General features: G+C 71.0%; 14 protein-coding genes. 1 reads left to right on the forward strand and 13 read right to left on the reverse strand.

Annotated features, from left to right (window positions below):
* Positions 1-91 precede the first annotated feature (91 nt).
* The 6 genes from AC230_RS01890 to AC230_RS01915 form a co-directional block, all read right to left on the reverse strand.
* Positions 92-562, reverse strand: coding sequence for a hypothetical protein (locus tag AC230_RS01890; protein ID WP_049714155.1), 471 nt, complete (start codon positions 560-562; stop codon positions 92-94).
* Between the two features lie 74 nt (positions 563-636).
* On the reverse strand, positions 637-1,818 hold the full coding sequence (locus tag AC230_RS01895; RefSeq protein WP_049714156.1) for a DnaB-like helicase N-terminal domain-containing protein: 1,182 nt from the start codon (positions 1,816-1,818) through the stop codon (positions 637-639).
* Positions 1,818-3,026 carry a DNA cytosine methyltransferase gene (locus AC230_RS01900; protein ID WP_049714157.1) on the reverse strand — a complete coding sequence of 403 codons (1,209 nt, stop codon included), beginning with the start codon at positions 3,024-3,026 and terminating at the stop codon, positions 1,818-1,820. Before AC230_RS01900 ends, AC230_RS01895 begins: the two co-directional genes overlap by 1 nt.
* Positions 3,023-4,831 (reverse strand): type IV secretory system conjugative DNA transfer family protein, encoded by a 1,809-nt coding sequence (locus AC230_RS01905; protein ID WP_049714158.1) that lies wholly within the window; start codon positions 4,829-4,831, stop codon positions 3,023-3,025. Before AC230_RS01905 ends, AC230_RS01900 begins: the two co-directional genes overlap by 4 nt.
* Positions 4,832-5,480: 649 nt before the next feature.
* Positions 5,481-5,897, reverse strand: a complete 417-nt coding sequence (locus AC230_RS01910) for a hypothetical protein (RefSeq protein ID WP_049714159.1) — start codon at positions 5,895-5,897, stop codon at positions 5,481-5,483.
* A gap of 104 nt (positions 5,898-6,001) precedes the next feature.
* Entirely contained in the window at positions 6,002-6,499 is a 498-nt protein-coding gene (locus AC230_RS01915) for a hypothetical protein (RefSeq protein ID WP_049714160.1), read from the reverse strand.
* 160 nt (positions 6,500-6,659) lie between these two features.
* Here AC230_RS01915 and AC230_RS01920 point away from each other — a divergent pair, with 160 nt between their 5' ends.
* On the forward strand, positions 6,660-6,917 hold the full coding sequence (locus tag AC230_RS01920; RefSeq protein ID WP_049714161.1) for a hypothetical protein: 258 nt from the start codon (positions 6,660-6,662) through the stop codon (positions 6,915-6,917).
* A gap of 4 nt (positions 6,918-6,921) precedes the next feature.
* On the opposite strand, the gene AC230_RS01925 is transcribed toward AC230_RS01920, so the two are convergent.
* From AC230_RS01925 to AC230_RS01955, 7 genes are all read right to left on the reverse strand, one after another.
* Positions 6,922-7,374, reverse strand: coding sequence for a hypothetical protein (locus AC230_RS01925; protein ID WP_049714162.1), 453 nt, complete (start codon positions 7,372-7,374; stop codon positions 6,922-6,924).
* A gap of 90 nt (positions 7,375-7,464) precedes the next feature.
* A complete protein-coding gene (locus AC230_RS32370) occupies positions 7,465-8,583 on the reverse strand; it encodes a hypothetical protein (protein ID WP_157868481.1) in 1,119 nt (372 codons plus the stop codon).
* Positions 8,584-8,623: 40 nt separating this feature from the next.
* Positions 8,624-9,190, reverse strand: coding sequence for a hypothetical protein (locus AC230_RS01935; RefSeq protein ID WP_049714164.1), 567 nt, complete (start codon positions 9,188-9,190; stop codon positions 8,624-8,626).
* A gap of 207 nt (positions 9,191-9,397) precedes the next feature.
* Entirely contained in the window at positions 9,398-9,961 is a 564-nt protein-coding gene (locus AC230_RS01940; RefSeq protein ID WP_049714165.1) for a hypothetical protein, read from the reverse strand.
* An 18-nt stretch (positions 9,962-9,979) separates the two neighbouring features.
* On the reverse strand, positions 9,980-11,494 hold the full coding sequence (locus AC230_RS01945) for a TraC family protein (protein WP_049714166.1): 1,515 nt from the start codon (positions 11,492-11,494) through the stop codon (positions 9,980-9,982).
* Positions 11,495-11,530: 36 nt separating this feature from the next.
* Positions 11,531-12,013, reverse strand: a complete 483-nt coding sequence (locus AC230_RS01950; RefSeq protein WP_049714167.1) for a DUF6238 family protein — start codon at positions 12,011-12,013, stop codon at positions 11,531-11,533.
* A 32-nt stretch (positions 12,014-12,045) separates the two neighbouring features.
* Positions 12,046-13,515, reverse strand: a complete 1,470-nt coding sequence (locus AC230_RS01955) for an SCO6880 family protein (protein WP_049714168.1) — start codon at positions 13,513-13,515, stop codon at positions 12,046-12,048.
* Positions 13,516-13,600 lie beyond the last annotated feature (85 nt).

A 13,600-nucleotide genomic window follows, 5' to 3' on the forward strand; every position in this document is an offset into this window, starting at 1 on the left:
CTGACACGGATGCGTGCGATCGTGTGGGGGCTGGCGGCCGGCACTGCCATCGGCCTTGCCGCGTTCTTGCCCGCTGCCCTCCGCTGATCCCCTAGACGAACCCGTCGCCGCGGGCTGCTTCCTGGGCGGCCAGGGCCTGCACGTCGAGTGCGTCGGCCAGCTCTTCCAGGTCCTGTGCGACGCCCCTGTGCAGGGGCGCGCGGTAGGAGGCGCTCAGTGCGCGCAGCATGCGCGAGACCTCGCTGGAGTCGAGCAGAACGACTTGGCTGTTCGCGGCGTGGAAGGTGCGGAGCTGGACGCTCCTCGGCCGGAACACGAAGCCGTTCGGCTGGTCCGCCGTCAAGTGGCGCAGCAAGGTCGCCGTATCGTCGCTGAGCGGGATTACCCTCTGGGCTCGCCGTTGTGCTCGGCGTTCGGCTACGTACTTGGTCAACGACGACACGATGACATCAGTGATCGTCCGGTCCTCCTTCTTGGCCTCCTTCTTCGCGTCCTGCCAGAGCGACTCCTTGATGCGGACGTTCCGCTTGGGAGTTTCACCGTCGCCCTTCGGCCTGCCCATGGCTGCCTCCCCGTTTATGTAGGGACAGTGTAGGTACAGAATCGGAACCAATCCACGCAGCACGGGGTGCTGGTCTACCGCCTGCGGGTCGGCTGGGCGTTGGCGGTGAGGGGCGGCAGCGGGCGGCTGGTTGTGGCCGACCGGGGGCTTCGGTACACGCTGACGGAGGCCGGTGGCCCGGCGCGGGCGGCTGCCGGTGGGCGTGGCGCGTGGCGGGGTGCCGGTGAGTGATGTGGTGGGGTGGTGCGTTGCCAGCGGGCGCGGATGGTGGTGAGGTCGGCGAGAGCGCGGCGGCTGCCGGTGACGAGCTGGTGAGGGGTGTTGGCCGGGTCGTCGGTGAATGCCTGGATCCGCAGGGCGATGGTGTGCGCCCGGGCGAGCAGGGAGCGCTGGAGGACGCGTTCGCCCCAGTGTTCCGGTGAGCCGACGGGCGTGGAGAGCAAGGCGATCAGGTCGGCTGGGGTGATGTCCGTGGTGAGCAGGCCGCGGTGCTGAGCTTCCCAGAGCACGGTGACGGCGTCGACGGGATCGTCCCGGCGGGCCAGGGCGGTCAGGCACTGGAAGAGGGCGCCGTGCAGGGGCAGGACGAAGTCGTCAGGCTGCAGCCATCGTATGGTCTTGAGGCCGGAGGGGTGGGCGGTGGCGGACGCCAGCAACAGCCGTTCTTCCTCCACCGCATCCTCGCCGGCATGGCAGGGCCGGGTCGTGGGGGTCGGCGTGCGGGGGAGCGAGCCAGGGTGCGGGGCGAACTGGCCGGCGAGTTCGTCCAGGAACCGGGCTAGGGCATCGGCCTGGTCCAGGACAGCGGCGGCCGGGTCGGGTCCCGTGGTGTCGGTGGCCGACTGGGCCAGGCGCTGGGCATGTATGTGCAGGCTCCGGCGGGCGTGGTCGGCCCGGACTATCCGCGCGTACGCGGCCGCGTGCCCGGCCCAGGGGCATGCGTGGACCAGGCTGTGCAGGTAGGCGGCGGTCAGGCCAGGGGCTTCGGGCCGGGCCGCGTGCAGAACAGCGTTCAGCCAGACAGGTTCCCTCGCATGCGCCTCGGCGGCGGGCGGGGGGATGGTGCGCATGGCCGCGAAGAGGACGGCGTGGGAGTGGTTGCCGAAGTGGCTGGGCTCCAGGGCGCCAACGGTCTTCAGCTGTTGCGGGTCGAGAAGGAGAGCGCCAAGCAGTGCCTGCTCGGCGTAGTACACCGGCTGCGGCGGAACCGGCTCGTCCAGGCCGCAGTCCTGCTGAGGGAGGGCGGAGTCGGGCATCAGGCCGCCAGGGCGAAGTCGTCGGGGCCCAGGGTCCTACCGAGGTGCGGGGCCAGGAGATGGGCCGCGAGTCGCGGGGGAACCGCGTTGCCGATCTGGGAGAACCGCTGGCCTTTATTGCCCTGCCACGGGTAGTCGGCGGGGAACGTCTGCAGCAGGCCGGCCTCGGCCGCGGTGATCCGGACCGGGTCCGGCATCGGACCGTCCTCGTGGATCTGCCCGTCGACGGGGTCGGCGACCCAGACGCACTCGTTGGCGCGGTGACCGAAGAACAACGTCCCGGCCGGCTCGTCCAGACCCTGGACAGTGGCGTTGGCCTGGTTGTTGCTGCGCAGCGACCAGGCCCAGCGCGCCCCGGAAGGGCTCGCGACCGGCGCGCGGGCGGAGGGCTTCTGCCCGGTGCTGCACGGGTGGCGTTTCCAGGTGCCGCGGTCGCGCGCGTCGGCGAGGGCCTTGCGGGAGCCAGAGGGGAACGGCTCGGGCCCTCCGCCAGGACCGCCGCCGGCACACACAGTCGGCACGGGACGGTCGGTGGCACCCCAGCCGAGCGCCTGGGCCATCGACACCCACCGAGCACGCCCCGGACCGAACAGCGACTCCGGCTCGGCGACCTTCGCGTGCGTGGGAACCGGTGGTTCGGCGGTGCGCGTGCGGGAGGCGAGCAGGATCGCCCGCCGCCTCGTCTGCGGCACACCGTAGTCGGCCGCATTAAGGATCCCCGTCCACACCGAGAAGCCCCAGCTGCGCAGGATCGCGGCGTACTGCCTCCATAGCGGAAGGACGTCCGGGACCTCTTCCATGGCCACCCACTCCGGTTCGCCTGCCTGGTTGAGGGCGTACAGGTAGCGCATTGGTTCGGCGGCCATCAGGGACCGCTCGTCCCGGCACGCGCCCAGGAGTCGGGTCCGGGTGTCGCGGCCCTGCGCGAGGTCGGTGACGGCCTGGTGCACGAGGGGCTGGTCCATCAGACCGAGGCGCATTCCAGCCATCGACCACGCCTGACACGGCGGGCTCGCGATTAGCCCTGTGGTCTTCCCGGTGAACGGCCACGTCGGATACTGCGCCACATCGGTTCGGATGGTGGTGTGCCCGGCGGCTGCCCGGGTCTTGCACGCCCACTCGTCCCATTCCAGGCCGACGTCGTGGGCGCCGAGGACGGTCAGGGCGTGCGACCAGCCGCCGGGGCCGGCGAACAGGTCCAGGATCATGCGGCCTGCCCGAAGTTGTCCTGCTTCGGTGCAGCCTTCGCGACGGCACGGGCGGTGATGGCCTGCGAGGTGCGCTGGGAGGCTGCGGAGAGTTCGGTGGCGCCGGGCTCCTTGTACCAGGGGCGCAGGGTGAGCATGGCGGCGCGCATGCCGGTGGCCAGGCAGATGGCGGTGCCCTTGGCGAGGGCCCGGATGGCGTCGGCGGGCAGGATCCTCTCCTGCCGCATGGAGACCGACTTGGAAGTGCCGGAGTCCGAGGTGGAGGTGGAGACGGTCTCGACGTCGTGGTCGCCGATCATCCGGGAGAGCTTGTCGGCGAAGTCCGGATCGTCGATGCCGGAGCCGATGACCTTGATGGTGGCCGCGCTCCACATCGCGTCCATGCCCGAGTCGCCCCAGACCTTCTGGCCCTGGCGGTAGGACTGCAGGATGGTGATCGGGATGATGCCGCGCGATCCCAAGTGGCTGTACAGGTCGGGTAGATCGCTGATCTTGCAGACGTTGGCTGCCTCGTCGAGGACCGCGAGCATCGGCGGGTCCAGGCGGCCTCCGGAACGTTCGGCGTGCGCGGTCGCCGTGCGCATCACCGAGTCCGCGCACGCGGCGATCAGCGCGCTCGCTCCGCCACCGCCGTCCTTCGACAGCAGGTACAAGGTGTCGCGGCCCTGGACGAACTCGGCGGGCTGGAATTCCGCGACGTCGTCCTGCGGGGTGATCCAGGCGGCGATATCGGCCGAGAGCAGGCAGGCCGCGTACTGGCGGGCGGTCTCGTAGATGCCGTCGCGGGTCTCGGGCGGGCCCTCGACGGTGCCCTTGAGCTGAGCGGCGACAGCGTCGAAACCGTGGTCACGCAGCAGGTCCAGCGGGGTGCGGTCGGCAGGGAAGGCCAGCCACTGCATCACGTCGGTGATCGGGCGCCGGTCCAGAGCGGCGGCCAGGAAGAGCTGGGCGAGGATGTTCTGCGCGGCCTTGGACCAGAAGTCGCCGGCATTGCTGCTGTCGACGGAGGCGGCGACGAAGTGGCCGGCCAGACGGCCGGCGCCTTCGAGGCTGGTGGCGTCAGCGAGGGGGTTCCACCACATCTCCCGCGGGGCGTGCGCGATCTGCTGAGGATCCATCGACCATGTCCGGCCCACCTTCCCCCGGGCCTCCAGCGTGGCCGTATAGGCGTCGCCCGCTGCCTTGTTGGACGTCAGCAGGACAGCACCCGGGGCGCCGAGAATCGCGGGGATGGCCAGGCAGGTCGTCTTGCCGGAGCGGGGGGCCATGATGGCCACAGCCACGTCCTCGTAGCCCATGCGGACTTCGTGGCGGGTGCCGGCGAGATCCCCGAGCAGCACTCCGGTCTGCTGCGGATCGATCTTCTTTGTCTCGCTCTTGGCCAGACTCGGCCGCAGCTCCTTGGCCTTGGCGGTGATCTGTCGGGCGAGCAGCGGCTCGACGTCCCGCCGGGTGGCCATCCCCTTGACGGCCTTGCCGCCCTTCGTACCGTTCTTGTGGCGCATGTAGAGCCGCGCGGCGACGGCGGCGATGGTCACGAGGACGACGCTGGGGAAGACGAGGGTGCCGAGGTTCAGGGCGGTGTCGCCGGTCTCGGGCCAGAGGTCATGAGGGTGGAGGAGCGCGTCGGCGGGGCGGAAGGGGGCACGGGAGTCGGTGTCGGTGGTGAGGAAGGCGACGGCGTTGCCGCCGATCCAGGAGGCGGTGGCGAAGGGGACGAAAACGGCGATGGCGCCGATCAGGATCCGGAAGAGGAGGTCCGTGGCCGGGGAGGAGGACGCGGACGGGGACGTGCGAGGAGGCAAAGCGGATGGTCCTGTGGTGGTGCGGAAGGGGAGGGGGAGCGCGAGAGACGCGGGGGAATGCGCTGGGTTCAGCGGCCTCGGCGGCTGGGCGCGGGAGATACGGCAGCCATGGCCGGGGGGCGGGAGCGCCGTGAGAAAGGGCGAGCGGCGGTGAGCCGCTCCAGCACGCCGGTTCTGAGATGGACGGGGGCCGCAGCCCGGGGCTCATTCGTGGTGCGCAGACGTTGGTCGAGCAGGTGGATCAGATCGGCGGCGATCCGAGCCGCCTCCTCGATCGTTCCCGGGACGGGACCGTCAACATCGACCGCTCACATCCCCGGTTCGGCCAGAGGGAGGCGTCGTGCCGGATGTTCGGCCGGTCTCGTGGGGCGTGCCGAAGCCGATGGCCAGAGGGATGCCCGTATGTCGGGGGTACGTCGCGCATGCGGAGGCATAGCGGCTGATGCAGCGGTGGAGCAGTCGGCGCAGCCGGTAGAAGAGGTGGCGCGTCAGCCGGGCTGAGGGTCCGACGGCCGTGGTGGAGCTGGGGAGCATGTGAGGCGAGGGGAATCTGTGCGGCAGGGACGGGTGGGTGGGGTGTCGGGCTCCGCAGTCTGTAGGACGTCGTGCACGATGGTGTCGGCATCGCCTTCGCGGCTCCGGAGGGCGATCAGGCCGCTAGGCCGTAGTCATCGCGGTGCACGAGCTGGTCGAGTGCGGTGAAGCGGTACCAATCCCCTTCCGTACACCCGCGCTTGGGCAGTTGCGGCAGCAGCTCGGCGGCCAGGGCACGGAAGAACGCGACACAGTCGGGGCAGCGCCGCTCGACGTGGACCAGATAGCGCGGGTGCGCGGTGGTGAAGGTGTGGGCGCCGCCCTGGGGATTGCGGGTGCGCCAGCCGTCCTGGCCGGTGGGCGTGTGCCAGGACGGCGCGACGACGGTCAGGTCGTCGCCATGGAGATCGCCATCCAGGCTGCCCCGGATGACCACGACGCGATCGCCGGGGGCGAAGTGGTCGTGCCGGACCTGCCGGCGGGGAGTGACGGTGTCGGTGGCGTGGACGGGAAGGGGAGCGGAGTCGGGCATCGACGGGTCCTCAGCGGTGGAACGGTGAGAAGGGGAACGCACGTCGGGGGTCGTGCGGCGAAGCCGGTTTCTTGAACCGGCCATAAGGGGCTATGTCTGCTCTGCTACACGTAGGGGTTCTCGGTCGGGCGGTCGGCGTCGGTCGCCGCCTCGAGCAGCTCCGGCAGATCGGCGCCGTCGGCATCGCGCTGATCGATCCACCACCCGGCCCGCGTGACCGTACGAACCTTCTCCTCGATCTCCGACCAGTCCGCGTCGTCGAGTTCACCTTCGACGGCCAGAGCGGTGTACGCGGCGGTCACCAGCTGGTGTCGGCACCGCACCGCCCAGCCCACCGCCTTTTCCGGTCCCTCCAGCGGCGGCATTGCGTAGCGCTGCTCCCACTCGGCGGCTGCTTCCTGCTCTTCGGCGCGCCGGGCGGCGAGCCACTGCTGCTTCTCGTCCGGGCTGCTTGCGCGGGCGGCCTTCCAGCAGTCGGAGCAGTCGCGGACCTCAAGCCAGCGGGCGAAGCCGGCGCGGCGGTCAGCAGCCCGATCGGACAGGTCATGGTCGACCTGGTGGCCGCACGTGTGGTCGATGGTCCAGTGAGTACGGACAGCCATGAAGTTCTCCAACTCGGTCGCGGTTTGAAGGGGATGGTCAGCGGCGGGGACGGTGGCCGGGCGGCGTGGCAGCACGCGGTGGCAGGCTAGAGCCGGGCGGGCCGAAGGGGTGCACGGTGTGCGGCCGAGACCCCGTACCGCGGGGTGTGGGCGCAGGGGAATGGGTGAGATCTTCGGTGAGCCGGACGACGTCGTCCCCGATCGCATCCAGCGCGGCAGCGGCGTCGCGCAGCCGCCGGACGGCATTGCCGGGGGTGGGGCCGGGGTGCTCGTCGAACCAGATACTGGCCCGCTCCAACAGGTCATAGAGGCTGGCCAGATGGCCGTGCGGATCTTCGAGCGCTTCCTGGAGTATGCGTGCCGCTTCTGCTGTGGAGCGTGCGCCGGCGACACGGTCGGCTGGTGTCAGGTCCATTGAGGCCTCAACGTCGTATCTGGCTGCGGGGAGCCCACAGCGGAGGGTTCTTCGGCTTGGGCGGAAGGGGCTGGAGATCGGTACGGCTCTGCCAGGCAGCGGACTTCACGACCGCCGCCTGAGCAGTCGGCGTCGTCCGCTGCGCCCTGCCCTGCGTCGTGGTCTGCTGGTGCTCGTTGGCGAGGCGCGGGGTGGCGGCCTGCTGGGGCGGTGCGGGGTCGAGGCTGATGTCGGCGGCGACCTGGTAGCGGGCGGCGCGCAGGGAGGCGATGGCCTGCCGGGCGCGGCGTTCGCCGTCGTGCTCGGGGCTGGCCAGGGCGTAGAGCTTGCTGCCGGGGACGGGCTGAAAGCCCAGGAGCTTGAGCACGTGGTCGGCGACGAACAAGTCCTGGGTGTTCAGGGCGACGTAGCCGAATTCGGGGTGGCGGCCGACGACGACATGAGGGTCTGGGTTATCCACAGGGCTGTGCTCCGTGCTGGGGAAAAGTGTGAAGGGCTCACCGGTGGCGGCAACGAGGGCACGGCGGTGACCGGCGGCACGTGGCTACGCTCAGCGCCCGCGCGGGACACCGATGGTGGCGGTGGTCCTGGCTGGCGTCGGGGATGCGGCTGTCGCAGTGGGGGTGGCGCGTGTGGTGTGGCGCTGGTCGAGGAGATCGGCCCAGATGTGCTCGCCGTGGGCGTGGGTGAGAGCGGCAATCTCTCCCACGCCGAGCCGAAGTTCGGCGAGATCGCGATGGAGCTGCTGGATGCGTGCGGCGATGGCGTCGAAGGAGGCGGTGAACTCACTGCGCAGCGGGCCCGGTCCGGTCTGGGCGGCGCGTACGGCGCTGTGACGGACCACTGCTTCCAGACCGGCAAGCGGGCCGGACCTCGGGTCGAGTGCTTCGTCGAGGACCGCGGCTACATCGTGCAGGTCCTCGGCGGAGGCAGCGCGGTGGACCAGCTCCGTCAGGACCGCCGATCCCGGGGGCGCGGGTGCGGGCGGCGCGGGGGCACTGCGGAGGGAGACATGGGCCCCGAGAGCTCCGAGTTCAAGAACGACGGTGCGCAGCCTCTGGTCCCGTTCGGCTGGGCTGAGGGCGACGGGGAGGGCGAAGGTGTTGCCGTCGCGGGGGTCGGCATGGAATCCGGCGCGGTGCAGATGATCGATGGTCGCTGGGTGATCGGTTGTGGCGGTCAGGGAGCCGTCTGCCTGCCAGGCGAAATCCACCCGGGCCGTGCGCTTCACCGAAAGGTCCTGCTCCACGGCGGCTCTGCGGTGTACTTCGGCGAGTGCCTTGTCGTAGCGGGGCAGCAGGCGCCGGGCGACGGTGGCCGCGGCCCGGGCGGGATCAGCGCCCACCGTGATCCCGTTGGGCTCGGGTACGCCGCGGAAGAGGTGGTCGTCCAGTCCTGGTGGCGCGAGGGCGGCCACGATGAACTCGTTCTGGTTGAGGGGCCGGTCGATGACGTACAGGCGCTTGCCGTCGGGGCCGGTGAGTACGGCGTCGTGGTTCAGGACGAACTCGGAGACAGCCCAATGGGCATGGGCCATGTCCCATAGCTCTTCAGCGATGGGGAACTGGGCGGGGTAGTCGGGGTGCGGGTGGTACTGGCTGGTCCATGTGCCGGGCAGCCGCAGGGCGAGTGCGTCGGCGAACGCGGACAGATCAGCTCGGTGAGGCAAGAGGGAAGTTCTTTCCGGTGACGGGTGGTCGGTGGTGCGGTCAGGGGACCGGTCGGCGCAGAGGGGTGGTGGGAACGGACACCGGCGTGGGCGGCCGTTGGGCCTGCGCGATCGGGACGGTTCTGCGCGGGGCGGGCCGCCGTGGCGGCTGGGTGAGGTGACGGGTGTCGGATTCCAGCTGAGTGGCGGTGTCTTCCAGTGCTGTACGGGCTTCGTCCAGGCGGTCACCGATGACGTTCCATGCGGCCTGCTGGGCGTCGGCGAGGTCCGGCCCTGGCCGGCGCGTGGCGTGTTCCTGGAGGAAGGCGACCTGCCGGAGCGCTTCAGCCAGGTGACCCATGGCCTGTGACGTACCGGCTGCCGCGGTGGCGAGGGCGCCGGCACCGCGACGCTCGGCGCGGTCGGCGGAGGGCTCGCCGCTGAGGTTGTACAGCAGGGTGTTGGAGAGCATCTCCGTCATGCCGCCGAGGGCCTTCATCCGGGCACCGGCGGTGAAGGCCGCTGTCTCCGGCGTGTTGTGGGTGAACAGCGTGAGCCCGTTGGCCAGTTCGCGTATTTCCTGGGCGATAGTGTTGAGGTGGGCGGGGGTGCGAGGGTCAATGCGCAACAGGATCGCTCCGGATGTCTGTACTGCCGTGGGTTCGTTTGGGGCTCAGCTGGGCCGACGATCTGGGGATCCAGGCAGCCAGGGGCCCGCTCGAGGGTGCGGGGAAGTCGCCGTATCGTCGGGGATCTCGATGCTGCAGCGACATTTGTGGTGTACCGGGCCCCTGGCCCGACCGCACCATCGAGGGTGCGGGTGCGCGTTGCGATGTCAGCGGGACCGGCGGGACGCCTGCTCGGCAGACGGTGCCACGGCAGTGGGCACCACGTGTGACGGCGCGGCCAGGGCTCGGGCGGCAAGCGGGCGTGAGAGCTGGGTGGCGTTGCTGCGCAGCTGCCCGGCGGCCGTACGCAGAGTGCTGCCGGCTTGGTCGAGGTGGCTCTGGAGGGAAAGCTGCACGTCGTCTGGGGCGGGAGTGCGCGGGCCGGTGGCGGAGTGCCGAGTGTTCTCGTGGAGGAAGCCGAGATGGCCGATTACCTGGCTGAGGTGGGCGAGGGCGGTTCCGAGAGGTACTGCGCACTGGGTGAGTGCTGCTGTGCCGGAGCGCTCGGCGTGGCTGTACGCCGAGGGAGCCTCGGCCTCGTGGCGGCTACTGGTGGCCAGTTCTTCGCTGATCTCGGTCAGGACGTGGCCGGTGTTGGTGACCACTGTGTGGACGGCCGCGCTGATGTCGTCGCCTCGCCGCACACGCTCGGCCTGCGGAAGGTCGTCGAAGATCCTGTCGAGGCTCTGTGCGAGTCGCAGGAAGTAGTCGGGGCTGGTGATGTCAGGCATGGTGAACTTACGGACCTTTCAGTGCATGCGGGCGTCGGTGTCGAAGAGGGCCAGTTCCTGTGGGTGGAGCAGGTGCTGGACGATGAAGGAGCGGCCGGCGACTTTCCATAGGCCGCGTCCGCGGTTGAGGTGGGCGATGGCCTGGGATTCGACGGAGGTCAGGCCCAGGAGTCCGGCTGCGGCGAGGACTTGGTCGGCTTCCTGGCGGTAGACGATGCGGGTGGAGCAGTCGGCGAGCAGGCCCTCGGCGAGTGCGCGTCCGCGCGAGCCGGCATCGCCGGCGGTGAGCAGGTCGGACAGGCGATGGATGACCATGAGGTTGGCGATGCCCAGGCCGCGGGAGAGCTTCCACTGGGACTGCATGCGCTCGAGCAGGCCCGCGTGTCGCATCAGCCGCCACGCCTCGTCGTAGACGACCCACCTGCGGCCGCCGTTGGGGTCGGCGAGTGCGGACTCCATCCATGCGGAGGCGCAGGTCATGGCGAGGACGAGCCCGGTGTCGTCGCCGGAGCCGCCGAGACGGGAGAGGTCGATGGTGAGCATCGGGCTGCGCGGGTCGAAGACCACGGTGGAAGGGGCGTCGAACATCCCGGCCAGGTCGCCGTGAACGAGGCGGCGCATGGCGTGGGCGAGGTCGCGGGCGGCGTCGCCGAGGCGGCCGGAGAGTTCGCCGCCGGCGATGTCGAGCAGGCCGGGGTTGTTGAGGGTGGCGGCGATGTCGCCGAGGAGCGGGGTCCGGCCACTCTGGGCGGCGTGGGTGACGACGCAGTCGAGGGCGACGTCGAGCGCGGTGTGCTCCATCGGCAGCAGGTCCCGGCCGAGGACGGTGCGGGCCAGGGAGCCGAGGAGCATCAGCCGTCGCTTGCGGACCTCGCTGGCCCAGTCCTCCGCGGTCACGCCGTCGGGTTGCGGGGGTGCGTCGAGGGGGTTGAGTTTGCCGGGCAGGCCGGGGCCGAGCGCGATGGTCGTGCCGCCCAGCGCGGCCGAGACCGCTGTCCATTCGCCCTTGGGGTCGCAGGGGACGTAGATCCGGTATCCGAAGGCCACGCTGCGCAGGGCGAAGCTCTTGGCCAGTGCCGATTTGCCCATGCCGATGACGCCGGCGAGGAGCACGTTGGGGTTGGTGAAGCCGTCGAGTTTCCCGTACAGCGCGAACGGGTCGAAGGTGAAGGATGCTTCGGCGTGGACGTCGCGGCCGATGTAGGTGCCTTCGGCGCCGAGGCCGCCTTCGGCGAGGAAGGGGTAGGCGCCGGCGACGGTTGCGGTGGTCATGCGGTGGGCGGGCAGGGACAGCTTCCCGCCGCGGGCTGAGGCCGGTCCCGGGCGGCCGCTGGCCGGGTACTGCGGCATCGGCCCCTGGTCGTCCGTCCGGCCGCGGCGGTGGGCGGGGGCGGGGGCGGCCTTGCGGGCTCTGTTGCGGGCGGAGTGCAGCTGCTGGCGGTCGGCGCGGCGTCGGGCCCGGTCGCGGGTGTGGGGAGTGAAGAGCGGGGACGCGCTGGCGCGGCGGGCGGTGCGGGCGGGCCGGTGGTTCATCGGGTGGGGTGCTCGGCTTTCGGCGGGGGAACGGTCTCAGCTGGTGCGGTGGCGGGCGTGACCGTGGAGGGGCGAGTGCAGGTCGGCGGGAGTGGTCTCGTGCCGGACGAGGGTGCTGGTGCGCAGGTGGCGCAGGCAGATCGTCAGGAACGGCGGCCCGGTGGGGTCGATGTCCTGCTGGCAGGTGTCGTCCTGCGGCGTGTCCGGGGCGGGTGCGGGGGTGCGGGGAGCTTGGTGGAAGGCATCGTGGAGGTGTTCGCCGGCCTGCCACAGGCGGGTGCGGGCCGTCGCGAAGTGGCTGCTCTGGGCGGGGCGTTCGCTGCGGGTCTGCTCGGCGAGTCGGCCGAGGAGGGCGTGGAGGGCGGTGAGGTGGGCGTGGAGGGCGTCCACCTGGGCTCGGGTTGCCGGGCGGCTGCCGGGGGGTGAGGTGGTGGCGCGGGTGTGGTGGCGGATGCCGGCGGTGGCTGCGGTGAGGTAGGCGAGCGGCTCGTTGCTGGTGAGCGGGGACGGAGGCGTCACGAGAGGGTGGTCCTTCCTGCGGCTTGCGGGTGTTACAGGGCGGTGCGGGCGAGCGGCAGGGCGGCGGTGGCGAACGCGTCGGGCTGCTGGTACGTCAGGCGGCGCAGGTCGACCTGGGCGGAGACAGCGGCGGTTTCGATCTGTGCGCAGGCGGCGTCGAGTTGGTCGTCGCTGTCGGCGGAGATGGTGAGCAGGCCGGTAAGGGCGACGTCGGCGTGGCCGGCGATCAGCTGCCGCTCGCGCTGCTTGACGTCCGCGTACTCGACGCTGTCTTCCTCGTTGTCGACCTGGCCCTTGCGCTGGCGCTCGGCCGCGTCCGCGATGATCGTGGCCTTGCGGCGCTGGACGTCCTTCAGCGCGGCCTCGAGCTGCTGGGGCACGTAGATGAGGGAGAAGGAGCGGCGTACCCCGGCGGAGAACAGCACGGTGTGGAGGAATCCGGCGCCGACTTCGGTGCGGGGCCAGTTCTCGACCCAGTAGGTGGCGTGGTGGGCGCTGTCGGTGATGACCCGGTCGGTTTCCTCGACCTGGACGACGGGACCGGCGGCGGCCGGGTCGGCTTCGGCGCGGCCGGTGGGCGACCACTGCTGGAGGGCGGAGAGGGCCTTGGGGTCGTAGGCGGTGCGGATGACCGCGGCGATCTCGCGGGCGTCCAGCCAGCCGGTGACGGTGAGTCCCGCGTTGCGGGCGGCCTGGGTGAGGGTGGCGGTGGTCTGCTGCAGCACGGTGAAACCGCCCGGCAGTCCGCCGCCGGCCTGCGAGATCAGCCGGCGGGCGGCCTTCATGTCGAGGGAGATGGCCAGGTATGCCTCGTGGGGTGCTGCGGCCGGGCCGGCGGCGGCGACGAGCTCGGCGTAGACGGTGCCGGCGACCGGAGCCTGGGGGTGACCGTGTTCGTTCCAGTGCCGGGTGAGAGCGTCACCGGAGTCGGGGACGGTGCGCTCGAGGACCTGGATGGTCTTGATGTGCCCGGTGCGGGCCAGGCCGGCGAGGGTGCGGCCCCAGCCGGAGACGTTGGCGTTCTGGGTGGCGGGGTCGAGAAGGGCGAAGGCCCGGCTGGAGATGCGGGCGACGGCGGTCATGGTGCCCGCGCGCGGGTCGTGGACCGCGGCGAGCTGCCGGTCGGGGGAGGTGAACACCCGCAACGAGGCATCGGTGCCCGGCAGATGGAGCAGGCCCTCGGTGCGGGGGCGGGTGGAGGGACGGGAGAACCACATGTGCTGTCCTCGGGCGCGGCGGATGGAGTAGCGGGTGATGACCGGGGCCCAGTCGATGAGCGAGCGTCCGCCCCGGCGGACGAAGACCAGCGCGGCGATGGCCAGCCACAGCGGCGTGAGGGCGAAGGCGCCGGTGAGGCCGGTGCTCACGACGATGAGCATCAAGAAGGCGAGCGTGGAAGCGGTGAGGGTGAGCTGGGGCAGGGAGAGCCCGAGCAGGATGCCGCGGCGACTTCGGTGCGGGAATTTCACCGTCACCGGCACAGCGGCGGAGTGATCAGACATACAAATGGGGGCCGTTCTGGAAGTGCAGGGGGCACGACGAAGCAAGAGGTGGCGTGGCCGGGTGGGGCCCCCGGGGCACCCGCCG

The sequence above is a fragment of the Streptomyces caatingaensis genome (assembly GCF_001187435.1).
Classification (GTDB): domain Bacteria; phylum Actinomycetota; class Actinomycetes; order Streptomycetales; family Streptomycetaceae; genus Streptomyces; species Streptomyces caatingaensis.

Bases quoted from the DNA above. Each gene is read 5' to 3' on its own strand.
- AC230_RS01890 (WP_049714155.1), bottom strand. From the start codon at position 562: ATGGGCAGGCCGAAGGGCGACGGTGAAACTCCCAAGCGGAACGTCCGC.
- AC230_RS01895 (WP_049714156.1), bottom strand. From the start codon at position 1,818: ATGCCCGACTCCGCCCTCCCTCAGCAGGACTGCGGCCTGGACGAGCCG.
- AC230_RS01900 (WP_049714157.1), bottom strand. From the start codon at position 3,026: ATGATCCTGGACCTGTTCGCCGGCCCCGGCGGCTGGTCGCACGCCCTG.
- AC230_RS01910 (WP_049714159.1), bottom strand. From the start codon at position 5,897: ATGCCCGACTCCGCTCCCCTTCCCGTCCACGCCACCGACACCGTCACT.
- AC230_RS01915 (WP_049714160.1), bottom strand. From the start codon at position 6,499: ATGGCTGTCCGTACTCACTGGACCATCGACCACACGTGCGGCCACCAG.
- AC230_RS01920 (WP_049714161.1), top strand. From the start codon at position 6,660: ATGGGTGAGATCTTCGGTGAGCCGGACGACGTCGTCCCCGATCGCATC.
- AC230_RS01940 (WP_049714165.1), bottom strand. From the start codon at position 9,961: ATGCCTGACATCACCAGCCCCGACTACTTCCTGCGACTCGCACAGAGC.
- AC230_RS01945 (WP_049714166.1), bottom strand. From the start codon at position 11,494: ATGAACCACCGGCCCGCCCGCACCGCCCGCCGCGCCAGCGCGTCCCCG.
- AC230_RS01955 (WP_049714168.1), bottom strand. From the start codon at position 13,515: ATGTCTGATCACTCCGCCGCTGTGCCGGTGACGGTGAAATTCCCGCAC.